The 13,189-nt window shown below is 44.5% G+C and carries 17 protein-coding genes and 1 CRISPR repeat array; of the genes, 11 read left to right on the top strand and 6 right to left on the bottom strand.

Features of this window, described 5'->3' with window-relative positions:
- Window positions 1-65 precede the first annotated feature (65 nt).
- The gene (locus tag PN466_RS08530; RefSeq protein ID WP_271938682.1) at window positions 66-353 is read right to left on the bottom strand and encodes a DUF2470 domain-containing protein; all 288 of its coding nucleotides are present in this window, start codon (window positions 351-353) and stop codon (window positions 66-68) included.
- Window positions 354-498: 145 nt separating this feature from the next.
- Window positions 499-1,264: a CRISPR direct-repeat array (repeat unit 37 nt; unit sequence GTTTCAATCCCTAATAGGGATTTAGGTCGATTTCAAC).
- A 318-nt stretch (window positions 1,265-1,582) separates the two neighbouring features.
- The gene (locus PN466_RS08525) at window positions 1,583-2,611 is read right to left on the bottom strand and encodes a hypothetical protein (protein WP_313898562.1); all 1,029 of its coding nucleotides are present in this window, start codon (window positions 2,609-2,611) and stop codon (window positions 1,583-1,585) included.
- 111 nt (window positions 2,612-2,722) lie between these two features.
- Here PN466_RS08525 and PN466_RS08520 point away from each other — a divergent pair, with 111 nt between their 5' ends.
- From PN466_RS08520 to PN466_RS08505, 4 genes are all read left to right on the top strand, one after another.
- The gene (locus tag PN466_RS08520) at window positions 2,723-3,664 is read left to right on the top strand and encodes a hypothetical protein (RefSeq protein ID WP_271938678.1); all 942 of its coding nucleotides are present in this window, start codon (window positions 2,723-2,725) and stop codon (window positions 3,662-3,664) included.
- 62 nt (window positions 3,665-3,726) lie between these two features.
- The gene (locus PN466_RS08515) at window positions 3,727-3,957 is read left to right on the top strand and encodes a hypothetical protein (RefSeq protein WP_271938675.1); all 231 of its coding nucleotides are present in this window, start codon (window positions 3,727-3,729) and stop codon (window positions 3,955-3,957) included.
- Between the two features lie 105 nt (window positions 3,958-4,062).
- Window positions 4,063-4,641: a Uma2 family endonuclease gene (locus PN466_RS08510; RefSeq protein ID WP_271938674.1), complete on the top strand. Its 579-nt coding sequence runs from the start codon at window positions 4,063-4,065 to the stop codon at window positions 4,639-4,641.
- Between the two features lie 29 nt (window positions 4,642-4,670).
- The gene (locus tag PN466_RS08505; protein WP_271938672.1) at window positions 4,671-5,297 is read left to right on the top strand and encodes a hypothetical protein; all 627 of its coding nucleotides are present in this window, start codon (window positions 4,671-4,673) and stop codon (window positions 5,295-5,297) included.
- Between the two features lie 18 nt (window positions 5,298-5,315).
- Here PN466_RS08505 and PN466_RS08500 read toward each other — a convergent pair whose 3' ends face one another.
- Together PN466_RS08500 and ntcA are read right to left on the bottom strand one after the other, a co-directional pair.
- Window positions 5,316-6,845 (bottom strand): DUF3084 domain-containing protein, encoded by a 1,530-nt coding sequence (locus PN466_RS08500; protein WP_271938670.1) that lies wholly within the window; start codon window positions 6,843-6,845, stop codon window positions 5,316-5,318.
- Window positions 6,846-6,939: 94 nt separating this feature from the next.
- Window positions 6,940-7,611, bottom strand: a complete 672-nt coding sequence (gene ntcA / locus PN466_RS08495) for a global nitrogen regulator NtcA (RefSeq protein WP_271938669.1) — start codon at window positions 7,609-7,611, stop codon at window positions 6,940-6,942.
- A gap of 339 nt (window positions 7,612-7,950) precedes the next feature.
- Between ntcA and fabI the strand changes: the two genes are divergently transcribed.
- The 7 genes from fabI to petG all read left to right on the top strand — a co-directional run bounded on the left by fabI (window position 7,951) and on the right by petG (window position 12,532).
- Window positions 7,951-8,727, top strand: a complete 777-nt coding sequence (gene fabI, locus PN466_RS08490; protein WP_271938667.1) for an enoyl-ACP reductase FabI — start codon at window positions 7,951-7,953, stop codon at window positions 8,725-8,727.
- A 194-nt stretch (window positions 8,728-8,921) separates the two neighbouring features.
- Complete coding sequence (locus PN466_RS08485; protein ID WP_271938665.1) at window positions 8,922-9,650, top strand: tRNA-dependent cyclodipeptide synthase; 729 nt, start codon at window positions 8,922-8,924, stop codon at window positions 9,648-9,650.
- 68 nt (window positions 9,651-9,718) lie between these two features.
- Window positions 9,719-10,204 (top strand): TerB family tellurite resistance protein, encoded by a 486-nt coding sequence (locus tag PN466_RS08480; protein ID WP_271938663.1) that lies wholly within the window; start codon window positions 9,719-9,721, stop codon window positions 10,202-10,204.
- Window positions 10,205-10,226: 22 nt separating this feature from the next.
- The gene (gene hisB / locus PN466_RS08475) at window positions 10,227-10,832 is read left to right on the top strand and encodes an imidazoleglycerol-phosphate dehydratase HisB (protein WP_271938661.1); all 606 of its coding nucleotides are present in this window, start codon (window positions 10,227-10,229) and stop codon (window positions 10,830-10,832) included.
- A gap of 101 nt (window positions 10,833-10,933) precedes the next feature.
- Entirely contained in the window at window positions 10,934-11,197 is a 264-nt protein-coding gene (locus PN466_RS08470; RefSeq protein WP_271938660.1) for a hypothetical protein, read from the top strand.
- A gap of 8 nt (window positions 11,198-11,205) precedes the next feature.
- On the top strand, window positions 11,206-12,369 hold the full coding sequence (mltA, locus tag PN466_RS08465) for a murein transglycosylase A (RefSeq protein ID WP_271938659.1): 1,164 nt from the start codon (window positions 11,206-11,208) through the stop codon (window positions 12,367-12,369).
- Between the two features lie 52 nt (window positions 12,370-12,421).
- Complete coding sequence (gene petG, locus PN466_RS08460) at window positions 12,422-12,532, top strand: cytochrome b6-f complex subunit V (protein WP_271938657.1); 111 nt, start codon at window positions 12,422-12,424, stop codon at window positions 12,530-12,532.
- A 107-nt stretch (window positions 12,533-12,639) separates the two neighbouring features.
- Here petG and PN466_RS08455 read toward each other — a convergent pair whose 3' ends face one another.
- Window positions 12,640-13,002: a SpoIIAA family protein gene (locus tag PN466_RS08455; RefSeq protein WP_271938655.1), complete on the bottom strand. Its 363-nt coding sequence runs from the start codon at window positions 13,000-13,002 to the stop codon at window positions 12,640-12,642.
- A 65-nt stretch (window positions 13,003-13,067) separates the two neighbouring features.
- Window positions 13,068-13,189: transposase (locus PN466_RS08450; protein WP_271938734.1), on the bottom strand; the 122-nt coding region annotated here is incomplete at its 5' end.

Here is a 13,189-nt window from a genome sequence, read left to right as displayed (position 1 = left end):
ACAAATTCTATCATTTTCTCCACAAAATGGGGGGTTGGTTGGGTCATCGAGTGAGCGAACTCAACTTAAGCAGAAGGCTTTTGTCGTGCTTGTTTCACCATTGCGATTAAGGTTTGGTGAGCATCCTCAGAGTCCACCAATTGATGATCGAAGGTAATCCGCAAGGAAACTGGCTGTCCTTCCACCTGAGCGGTGATATCCATTCCGTCAGGGTCGATCGCCTCCATTTTAGCGCTGCTGGCTAAAGGCATTTCGCCAAATGTTTGGGCGTATAGGGCGATCGCATCGCCATGATCTTCATTCATATGCTTGCAAATGCGATCGCTCACTTGAGCTGTAATTACGTCAGACATCAGTTTCAATTCCTCATCGGGATTTTGCTTCCAACCTCTTATCAAGTCTAATGGGTTGAGCGAGTATGTTTCAATCCCTAATAGGATTTAGGTCGATTTCAACTATCAAGGTGTTCCTGATATTTCTATGTCCCAAATAATGTTGGTTTCAATCCCTAATAGGGATTTAGGTCGATTTCAACATGGGTTGTGGAACTTTGAAATGGAAATAAAATTTAATGTTTCAATCCCTAATAGGGATTTAGGTCGATTTCAACCAAGAATTTCACCGAGCGCTCCGAAAGGAGAATTTCCCGTTTCAATCCCTAATAGGGATTTAGGTCGATTTCAACAACATATCAATGGTGATGAAAAGGTGTCCATACGCGTTTCAATCCCTAATAGGGATTTAGGTCGATTTCAACCTTCTAGGAATTCATCCGGAAAATCTGGTGCCGGGTTTCAATCCCTAATAGGGATTTAGGTCGATTTCAACTCCCAATCAACCTCCCATTTGATTCTGAATGTTTCGTTTCAATCCCTAATAGGGATTTAGGTCGATTTCAACAGGGGTTGGGCTTTGCCCGCATTTGACTTATCATAATCTGTTTCAATCCCTAATAGGGATTTAGGTCGATTTCAACGTGGGTTTGCTGTTCGCTTCGGCTGGTGGGGGCAGTTTCAATCCCTAATAGGGATTTAGGTCGATTTCAACTTCTTCATAAGCATGAGGATAAAAGCTTGTTAGTGTTTCAATCCCTAATAGGGATTTAGGTCGATTTCAACTCTTGATTTGACATCATTAAATCTCTTATGGCAAGAGTTTCAATCCCTAATAGGGATTTAGGTCGATTTCAACTAATGGGAGGCGCTTAACCTCACTTTGTCTACCTGAGTTTCAATCCCTAATAGGGATTTAGGTCGATTTCAACTGCTGGCTCCTGAGACCCTTACTGTATTCAGTTTTCAAGGTGCATTTCCGACGCTCACCTCTAATCATAGATCTCCCGGCACTAAAAAGCAAGTAGAAATCGCTGAAACCCTTACCCTGTCTGGTCCGACGCACCCTCGACAATTAAAAACGCTCTAAAGCAGACTGGGTAAGCAATCCAGCAATTTTGAACTCAGGGGTGATTTTCACACCCTCCCAGCGTCGGATTTTGAGCGAAATCGAGAAGGGATAATAATTGGTAATCTATAAACGGTTTTTCTCTTAAAAATCCCCATTCTCCTATTCTCCCATTTCTGGCTCACCACTGAGGCCAACTCTCGACCGGTTGAGTAGACTCTACTCGATGCATTCCCGCAGCCGCAAATCGGGCAAATGTGGCATTGGCTTGTTCCGTAAAATCGACTGCTCCAGGGACAACGACGGGAGAGGTACAATCTTCCAAGAGATAGACTTTTTGCGCCCACTGGGGATCGCGGGCTAAGATTTCTGTGAGTAAGTCAGAAACTGTCCACGCGACGCAATGACTTTTGGCTTGACCGGCAATAATCAGGCGATCGAAACTGAAGAGGGTATTGAGAAAGGACTCATTTTTAGAAGCAATTTCTTCCCCATTCACCCCCGTTAATACCTCCGCACGCAACACCGAATAATTCTCGGTTAAGGGATGATTGCCCTTTAAATCGAACAAGGTTTGGCTATGGCGCACCAAATTATGGAAAAAAATCGCCTCTTCCACCGAAGAAACTAAGGCATGGCCAATGCCTCCTAACATGGAATGATAGGGCCAAACTGTAAGCGGATATTTGCCCTCATCGCTGAGAGTTTGCACATAATGCAAGGCATAGGCTTGTAGAGCTTCTCGATCGCCGCCCATAATAGACTGAGCGACAGCCGGATTCGCTTTCCAATGCCCTTCCTGAACCGCTTCTAAGGTAATGTTAGTCACCGCAGGGGTAGGATGCTCTCCAGTTTCATCGATCCAAAAGAGAGGATGGAAGATTTGCATCGCTGTGTGAGTATCGAGAGTAGGAGCGATCGCCGTCAGAGTTCCCAAGTTGCGATAAATAAACTCACACAAGCGTTGATTATCTTCCACCGCACCCTTTCCTGATGCACCGCCAACAAATAACTCAAACTCTGGTAAACAAAAGGTATTTTGTACATCGATCGCCAAGAGGCAAACCCGCAGGCGATCGTCAGATGCTGGCAGAATACCCTGCTCTTGCGCCCAATATCTCGCCCGATCTGCCCGTTCCTGATAAGGGACTCGCCAAACTTCAGAGACTTTATCAGGGTCAAAAAAAGTAGGAATAGGATATTCAACCACGCTCAAAACTCCCAAAACTTAACACCAACTTGATTAAAATTTGGCACTGATCCCCAAATTCTCTTAAAATTCAGCTACACCCTCAAGAGATCTCTAGACCAGAATCCTCATATGACTGATTTCAGTTTAACCGGACTGCTCAGACTTGAACATTTCCCAAACCCGATCGCTTTTATTCCCTTACAACTGGGTATGATTGGCCTGGTGACCAGTTTGGGATTTGTGCTTTCTGCACTGATGTACTTTAAAGCCTATCGCATCGGTCGAGTACCGGTACTGATTAAACCCCAAGGTCGTTCCCAAAAACCGATTGATTTTTTCTGGTATCCGTATAAAGGCACGCCGAAATATAGTCAAGCCTATCAACAAGTTTATTGGGGATCATTTTGTCTAGTTTCTTCCTTAATGTTACTGGTAGCAGCCGTTTCTCCTACGGCCTATGTGGGAGTGGCGATCCTGGTAATGATTGGGTGTATCGCTACTTTTATTAGCTTTGTACTCTTAAGTTCCGATTTAGCAGAAGTTGTCCTTTGGTCTACTGCCTTAGTTGCTCTACCCTTAGTCTTTATTCTCGTACAGTCTATAACTGGGCCCTCCGGTTTAGCCACATTAGCGGCTTTTATTTCCGGTGGATTAATCAGTATTCCTTTTTCTACCGCAGTCATGAAACGAGTGCGATCGCATCCTCGATTTTGGTGTAGCAGTTGTAAACGACCTTTGCAAACCCTGCACCCTCAAGATCTATTTGCCTATTTAACCGGATCGGAAAAACTAGCTCAAAAACAGGATCGGGTGATATTTGAAGGTCTGGAATGCCCCTGCTGTAGCGATCCCACGGTTTATTCTGGCATTCATATTCGCGCCTATATCAAACCCCATCAACCCTCTTTACCCCTGCTTCCTCCCGCTCCCTCTACTGATCCGGGATGGAAAATTTTACTCAATCGGCTTCAGTACCAGGTGCAAGCTTGGGTGCGATCGCAACTTCCGCCCCCTGCTGCTGCTGTCAAGGGGAGGGCGATCGCCACATCCTCTCGCAAGATCAATTCTTAACCTCAGTTGGGCTGAAAAATTCTATATAATAGATTGCAGTTATTTGATGATAAAAAGTTGAGGTGATTGATGACTATAAAAGTTTTTACTTTGGAAGTCCAACATCGTTAGATTATCCTCCTTTATTTGAATTAATGGCTAAGTATAAAGACCGTCCAATGGATTTGGCCGATGCTACGTTAGTGGTAACTACTGAGTCTGTTAAGAGTCAGATAATTTTAACTTTTGATTCTGATTTTTTCTTTTGTTTGATCGATGACAAAGAACCTTTTGAGGTTATCAATTTTTCCTAAGTGCCAGGGTGCGATCGCGCTCTTTTTTTGAGTGCGATTACACCTCTGCATCTTTTCGATTTTCTTCTTTTTTACCTACTTATACAAGATGTCTAATTTATTGATATGATTACCTCAGAACCCATTACCTTAAACCTAAAAGCAGTTCACTTAAGCGATGAACAATTCTATCAACTCTGCCAAACCAACGCACAATATCAACTCGAACAAACCGCCCAAGGAGAATTAGTAATTATGCCCCCTGTTGGAGCTATCAGTGGCAACCGAGAATCCGATTTAAATGCTGATGTTGTGATTTGGAACCGTCAAACTAAACTGGGGAAAGTCTTTAGCTCCTCCACGGTTTTTGTCTTACCCAATGGTGGCAAACGCTCCCCTGATGTCGCTTGGATAGCCAATCAGCGCTGGGAAACCTTAACCTTAGAAGAACAAGAAAAATTCGCTCCCATCTGCCCTGATTTTGTCATAGAATTGCGCTCGCGAAGCGATTCTTTGACTCAACTGCAAAAGAAAATGCAGGAATACTTAGATGCTGGCTTAAAACTGGGTTGGCTCATCGACCCTCAAAACCAACAAGTCGAAATCTATCGCCCCAATCAACCGATAGAAACAGTTCAATTACCCACTACGCTATCAGGAGAAACAGTTTTACCCGGATTCACCCTAGAATTAGCCCCATTCTAAACCCTAAGTTCTGGACTTTTCGTTATATCATGTCTTATCGTGAATTTACCTTAGCAAAAGTAAAACAAGATTTTGGCTTAACCACATTCGAGCAAAGCAATATTTTTGCCGAATCTCCAGAATTGACAGCGAGCGATCTACTGATTGATATTTTAACTTATAATCAGCCGATCGCCTTGGGCAGTAATAGCGAAAAAGCCCGTTCTGAATTAATTATTTCACCCATATTAGTCGATCTACGCCGGCAGCTCAAGGAGAAAATCAATCTGTTTTCTGGAGTTGATTTCACCGTGGATGACACACGAGGTCTTAATGGTATTTGCGACTTTATTATTACCCAATCTCCAGAGCTTCTAATTGTGACAGCACCCGTTATTATTGTGGTGGAAGCGAAGAAAGAAAATATTAATGCGGGTTTAGGTCAATGTGCGGCAGCAATGGTAGCTGCTCAAATATTTAATGCTAGTCATGAACTAGAGCTTGAAAATCCAGATCATCAGATAAGCACCATTTACGGTGCAGTAACGACGGGGAGTATTTGGCAATTCCTGAAATTAGATGCCAACATCTTGAGTATTGATGTAAGTGAATATTATCTCAAAGATGTGAATAAAATTTTGGGTATTTTAGCAAGTGGTATTGCAGATAGGGGTTGAGTGCGATCGCCTCTTTCTCTACGGAGATGCTGGTGAAGAAGTACGAAACACTTCTTCATTATCGGCAAAAGCCACTAAATCAATCCGCAGCGGGCCTGCGGTATAAGTCGTTTCCGAGGCGATCGCCTGAATTGTGATCCGCGTCGCGTTCTCTTGAATTTTCTGCACAAAATCTATCAACGTCTCTGGTGAGCCATCTCCCACTTGTAAGCGGCTTTCTAAAATCCCACCTCGACGAGCCCGAAAGCGACAAGACTCAATCAAAATTCCGATTTGTTCCAGTAATTCTTCTTCACTCATCGTTGCACCATTTGCTATTCCTGTGGCAATTACTTCTCCCGCTTCAAAAACCACTTGGTTTAACGCCACATCTGCAAAAAATTCCACATTCGATTCCCCGCGAATATAGTTGCCTGCGGATAACAACCTGACCACATATTCTTGACCATCGGAAATTTGTTCTTGTAACCGTTCAACTTGTTCTGGAGTCACTTGAATAACCTGCTCATTCAACTCTCCTGTTCCCGGTTTCACCTGTTCTCTGGCAAATTGATTGGCAATTTCCAATAACCGATTGACTGCTTGCACGGAACCTCGATCCTCAAGCACTTCTAGCACCGCAGAAGCCAGAATTTGTCCTCGAAGTAAGGCTAAATTCCCTTGTCGTAAATCTTGGTAATCTTGGTAATATTGCTCAAAAATTCTCACTTGTCGCTCTAAGTATTTTTGTTGTTTTTCCAGTTCCTTTAATCGCACCTCCCGCTCTTCAATCACTTGATTGCGATCTTGAATTTCCTTATTTTGATTCTCAATTTCCCGATCGCGCTCGGCAATTAGCTCATTGCGATCCGCAATTTCTGCATCCCGTTGAGCAATTTGAGACCGAACCTCATCACGCTGACGAATGAGTTCTTGCCGCTCTTCCCTTAATTGCTCTAATTCCGACCGTAGAGTTTCGGTTTGAACTGTTACTTTTTGTAGTCGATCTTGGGCGAGTTGAAATTTACCCATGATTTCCTGCAACTGGCCTTGAGTTTGCTCAAAATTATCTTGAATGTCTCGTAACTGGCCTTGGGTTTGCTCAAAGTTATTTTGAACTTCTTTTAACTGAGCTTGGGTTTTTTTGAGATTGTCTTCTGTTGCCAACTTCTGAGTAATAACGGTCTGCAAACTGGCATTGAGATTATCTAAATTTTGCTCTACCAATTCCCGTTCTGCTCGTGCCTGAGCTAAGTCAATTTCAATTTGTGCCTTTTGAGCTTCAGTAGACTGGAGGTCTCGACGGGCTTGACGGAGTTTACGCTGGGTTTCATCATACTCAAAAATGCCTCGGCGCAAGGGCTGACTCATGGCAAACAGAATCCCTAGGGTAGACCCGGAAATCAAGGTACCCGTAACAATCGTGACTAAAATGGCAGTTTGTCGGGGGCGAAGATTAAACAAACTTAACCTGGCTTTACCCACTTTTGTACCTAGGCGATCGCCCAGGGTAGCGAGTAAACCCCCTAAAAATAAAATCGAGACAATCAGAATAATGCCAATAGTCATGGGTAGCTAGAAACGATCCAAGATCCAGATATAGCCTAGCCCATTGTTGTCAAAGCGATCGCCCAAAACACTAGAATTCATCCCTGAGTAGAATTTAAGCAAACTGTTGACTCAAAACTACCGGATTATGTACCGTAATCTTCTTCTTATGGATAGAAATCATTTTTTCGGCCCGTAAATCACCAAGCAAACGGGTTACTGTTACTCGCGTAGAACCGATCGCCTCGGCGATCGCTTGGTGAGACAGCTTCAGATCGATGGTAATCCCATCCTCCGCAGGAATGCCAAAATCTCGGCACAAAATCAACAAAAAACTCACCAGTCGCGATCCCATATCCCGGTGGGCCAAAGTCTCAATCATCATCTCCGTTTGTAAAATCCGAGAAGAAAGACCTTGTAGCATCACCATCGACAGATCTGGATTTTGTCGAATCGTCTTCTCTACCCGATCGATAGGCAGGGAAAGCAATTCCACTGGAGTAAACGCCACAGCATGGTAAAACCGATCTGAGCGATGGCCCGTAATCAAGGACAACACCCCAAAGACACTATTTTCCCGGAGCAGAGCCACGGTAATTTCTTCTCCAGCTTCATAAACCCTAGAGAGCTTAACCGCCCCTTTGAGCAGAAAATAAACCCGCTCGGCTGGATCGCCCGGAAAAAAGATCGTTTTACCACGCTCAAAGCTTTCCACCACTGGGGGAAAACCACCGCCACTGATTTGGCGAAACATAGCCGCTAAGGGTTTGTCATCACTGAGTATCATATTGCCTTACTTCTAATGTGTGACTGTGCGATCGCGATAGCATTGCGGAGCAATCTCGCTCTCCAACCAAGTGATCTGGTGAGCAGTCTATCACCTTCCACTACTGGCCTTAAAAGAAATTTAACGGAGTTTTTAACTCAAGGTGCTCTCTTCGTCAGGGATAGATAGGTATGAGTTTAACGAATCTGCGCCGGTTCGTGGAAAATTCGACGCAAAAAAATCTCTTCAACCGAGATCGGGTCGTCAGTCTGTATGAGATGATGCCAATAGACCCGACAAAGGAGCATTCTGCGCCTTGGTGGGGTATCTCAGCTAGATTTTATCGACGATCAAACTATTATGCTCAACTTAACTGGAAAAAACGCGCTGATTTTGGGAGTTGCCAATAACCGCTCCATCGCTTGGGGAATTACCCAACAACTGCATCAAGCTGGAGCTAACTTAGGAATTACCTATTTGCCTGACGAAAAAGACCGCTACCGTAAAAAAGTTGAAGATGTAGTTTCGCCCCTCAACCCCAGTCTATTTATGCCCTGTGATGTACAGAATGACGATCAGGTGGCCGAGATGTTCGAGACAGTGAAAAAGGAATGGGGACATCTGGATATTCTGATTCATTCTTTAGCATTTGCGGGTAAAGACGAACTGAGTGGAGAGTTTAGCGACACGACACGCTCTGGTTTTCTCAAAGCGCTGGAAATTAGTACCTATTCTTTAACTCAGTTATGCGCTCAGGCTAAGTCCTGTATGGCTGAAGGGGGTTCCATTGTCACCCTGAGTTATTTGGGAGGAGTGAAGGTGATCCCCAATTACAATGTCATGGGTATCGCCAAATCCGGTTTAGAAATGAGTGTGCGCTATTTGGCTGCTGAGTTAGGACCCCAAAATATTCGCGTCAATGCCATTTCTTCTGGCCCCATTCGCACCTTAGCCTCTTCAGCCGTTGGCGGAATTTTGGATATGATTAAGCATGTAGAACAAACGGCTCCCCTCCGACGCACGGTGACGCAAACGGAAGTTGGAAATACTGCCGCCTTTCTCTGTAGCGATCTCGCCAGTGGTATTACCGGACAGATTATTTATGTAGATGCCGGATATGAAGTCATGGGCATGTGATCCCTGTCAATAGTTGACATTTAGTCAATGTGCGTAGGTTGAGTTCGCTGCGCTACAGACCAACGAACCCAACTTACACACAGCGAAAAGGTTGTACATTCTCAGAAATAGCAGCCACAAAAGGAGAATCGAGATCGATGATTTACGAGTGAATCTAAGAATAAACCCCTTTAGAAATTGAGAGAAAGATGGAAATGAGCGATCGCAAAGCCTATCGAGCTAAAGTAGATAGTGTTTTTCCTCCTTCAGCAAGAAGCCGTTTTGAGCAATTGGATTCTTGTTTTTTGGGAGTCAGTCTTGAGAATAAAAATTTTACGCCAGAAAAGCTCAAGGCTGTAATTGAGTGGGTCTCCAGGAGATTTCGCTACTGTGCTGTCTTAGTTGGAGATAGCATTCATCGGATCACGTTGGAAACCACAAAGTCACTTGAGCCAGATATCGCACTGATGGAAGCGTTAGAAATGGGGCGTGCGTTTATTCAGGACAATGAACATCTTTTCTATGCTTTTCAAGAACAGACTCAATTTACATTTGAGACTTGTAGCCAAATTCAGACCTCAGAAAATTATATACAGTTTTATAAGCTTCTTCAAACTTGTTTTGAAAGTAATGCGAGTTTTCGTTCATCTGTTGAAGAATTTTCACGTAAGTATTATAGAAGGAAAAGCAACGATCGAGACCAAGCATTAATCAAGTACAAGATCGTTCAATCTTGCGAATATTTTTTAGAGGAATTTGCTGTATTTGCTTGCTTGAATAAGCGGGGTTATTCAGTTATGGTATACCCAGGGGCGTTTAGCACACTGATTGAAATTGTTAACGGAGAATATCCAGGGCTTTTTGACGAAATTAAAACATTAACTTTAGCTTCTCTTCATTTTAAGACTCGATCGAAAATGCCAACCAATGTTGAGAAATATTAAAGCAGATAGAAAAATATTCTCTATCATGATAGCGTTAAACAGCAATTCTAAACTGAAGATAACGGAGAATGAAAATGGGAAAAATGCTTGAACCGAGTCAATACGCTCGGCGTAGATACAAGATAAGCCAACCCGTTGATATGGACGTGGCTTTAAACTATAGCTGTGCTTTGATGGCGATCGCTGGATCGGATGGTGAACTAGCGGAGGCAGAACTTCAATGGTATCTTGATGAACAAACCATACTGACCGATGAACCCCAAGAATATCTTGAAGCTCTCCGCAATTTAGATTGGAAAAGCGCTAATATTGAAGAACTGTTGAGCGGAATAAGTTATGGTTTTCCTATGAACTTCCGCCGCTCGATGTTGTACCAAGCCATCAAAATGTCTCGGGCCGATGGAGTTTACCACGAGCAAGAAAAAGGAGCAGTGGCTAAAGCAGCAGAGATCTTAGGAATTGAGCGCAGTGTAGTCGTTACTCTAGAATCTTTAGCCGAGATAGAAGAGTCAGCAGAGCGACTACGTTTGGCTGTATTTGAAACAGATGTTTAATTGAATAAGGAGATGGGATGAAATGACTGATAATGCAACCCATCGCGCGGCTTCGGTTCATCGAGTAACTGGGGAAACGGATGTTACGGTATGGTTAGATTTGGATGGTCAAGGAAAATGTAGCGCCAAAACCGGAATCCCATTTCTAGACCATATGCTGCATCAAATTTCATCCCATGGACTGATTGACATAGAAGTAGAAGCTCAGGGAGACTGGGAGATTGACGATCATCATACCAATGAAGATGTAGGCATTACCCTCGGTCAAGCCTTGGCAAAAGCATTAGGAGATCGCAAGGGGATCGTCCGCTTTGGTCATTTTATTGCCCCTCTCGATGAAGCCCTCGTTCAAGTTGCCCTTGACTTTTCGGGACGACCCCATCTGAGTTACGGTTTATCTCTTCCCACAGAACGAGTGGGAACCTATGACACCCAACTGGTGCGCGAGTTCTTTGTTGCGGTGGTCAACCATTCCCAAATGACGCTCCATATCCGTCAACTCGATGGCATCAACTCCCATCATATTATTGAAGCGACCTTTAAGGCTTTTGCCCGTTCCATGAGAATGGCTCTGGAAATCGATCCTCGGCGAGCGAGTACAATTCCCAGCTCTAAGGGCGTATTGTAGTCGGAAGGGACTATTATTCATTCACCGATCGCCAAATCGTGATTTTAGTGCGATCGCGTCTCATAATAGTGTCTGGTGAGTTATTTTGAAATCCTACAATCATGCCTAGAACTCCAGATGAATATGCCGTCCATTTACTCATGAGTGGAGGACACCGAGAAGTGGTACGCTTTCCGACCATTAAAGACTTTCAGAAGTGGTACGCTGCCGAAGTAGTGCAGAAAAGAGACAGTGATGAGTTTGTCAGTGTACCCATGAAAACGACAGAAGGGGAATACATGGTCATTCGACCTAATAGCATCCTAGCAATCCGGGTAGAACCGGTGTATACCAGCAGTATAGATCGAACTCCTATGGATGATTAACACTCTCTATGAAACCCCTCGTCACCTCCCTAATTTTAGCGGCTGGACTCAGTTGGATGCCTCCACTTTGGGGGCAAACTCCCTTACCCTCCCCTGCGGGTGATGTATTAGAAGTCACCCAGAGCGTAGAGAGTAATCTAGGTTGGGACGATCGCCTGTTTGGCCCTTCTGGAGATAAGAGAGCGCTCTTGAGGGCCATTGATTATAGTTTGCAGTATTTGCAAACCCCCAAGGCGATCGAAGACTATACAAAATTAAACCATCCAGACATTACCCGCGATCGCGTTCGTCGGTCTTTGATTCGCTTTCGCCAGCTTCTGGTAGCTTCCCGCAGCGAGGCAGAACTCCAGAGAGCAGTGAAGCGCGAGTTTACCTGGTATCAGTCCGTGGGCAATGATGGCCAAGGAACCGTCGGGTTTACCGGCTATTTTGAACCCACCTACGCTGGAAGTCTCACCCGAACCGCCGAATATCGGTATCCCCTTTATGCTCGTCCCAGTGACTTTGAAGACTGGAGTAAACCCCATCCTACTCGTGGCCAACTCGAAGGAGAAAATGGCCTAGGGTGGCAAAGTCCCCTGAGAGGAACAGAAATTGTTTGGCTTGGCGATCGCCTGGAAGCCTTTTTAGTCCATGTTCAGGGTTCTGCCCAGATCCAACTCCCCAATGGCCAGGTCATGACCGTCGGGTATGCTGGGAAAACCGATCATCCCTATACCAGTATTGGCAAAGAATTGGTGAATGCCGGCATATTTTCCCTAGAGTCGTTGACGCTACCGAAACTCATCGACTATTTCCACCAGTTCCCCGAACAGATGAACGAGTATTTACCCCGCAATCAAAGTTTTATCTTTTTTAAGGAAACCCAGGGACAAGCGGCGACTGGGAATTTAAGCGTTCCGGTAACGGCTTGGCGATCTATTGCCACCGATAAATCGATTATGCCTCCAGGCGCTCTAGCTCTCATTCATGCGCCCCTTCCCGAACCCAATGCACTCGGACAGCTAGAACCCACTCTAGTGAGTCGGTTTGTCCTCGATCAAGATACCGGAAGTGCCATTAAAGGAGCTGGACGGGTGGATGTATTTATGGGGACAGGACGCGAAGCCGGCGATCGGGCTGGGTTAACCAACTCCAACGGAGAGCTTTATTACCTGCTCCTGAAGCGATAGGATAGAAAACACACCGTTATCATCACACTCTTAACAAGGAGAACATAAACCCATGGTAGAACCCCTAATTTCCGGTATCGTGCTGGGCTTAATTCCCATTACTCTCGCTGGTTTATTTGTAGCTGCCTATCTCCAATACAAACGAGGCAATCAACTCGGTTAGATCCAGATAAGCGTAATAGACATCTCCTAAAACCCCGGTAGGGTTACAGCCTAATTTTAGGAGATGTCTAATAAATAGGGCATTGTAGCCACCTTTGAGCTGACTTATCACTCCTTGAGAATCCACTGACGTGCTTGTTCTTGTTCTGACCAACCAAAACAGACCACTTCTAAGGAAGGAAATAAGCGGCGAGCTAAAGGCAGTAAAGAATTAATCCACTTAGCATCACAAACCACAGCTTTTTTATCAAAATCCTTAAAGTGATTAAAACCAATTTTCAAATCTTCTAGCAAGGCATCAGGGGTAATCCATCCCAATTGCTTGACTTCCACATAGGCTTGTAAATGGGGAGAGTGTTGCAGTTTCTCTTCAATCGCTTGACTAATTTTCTCGATGTCCTCGCGCTCAATCTTGCCTTCAATGCTCATCGCAACGACTGAAGGATGATCCAAAGCAATTAACGTAAGCATCAGCAGGTTCCTCCCATGCTGGTTCTCTTCCTCGAGTATAGCAACTTTGACCCAAAAATTGGGTTTCAAGCCCCGCCCTTTAGCTTCGCTGTGGGCGGCTTTTCTCCTTGTTGTTGAATGTATTGCTTAATCTTTTCTATCGGCGCACCTCCACAAGAAATAGCAAAATAACTCGGAGACCAAAGAT

Source organism: Roseofilum reptotaenium CS-1145 (genome assembly GCF_028330985.1).
Taxonomy (GTDB): domain Bacteria; phylum Cyanobacteriota; class Cyanobacteriia; order Cyanobacteriales; family Desertifilaceae; genus Roseofilum; species Roseofilum reptotaenium.
Note: the sequence above shows the minus strand (reverse complement) of the source record. Positions and strands in the feature narration are given on the sequence as shown.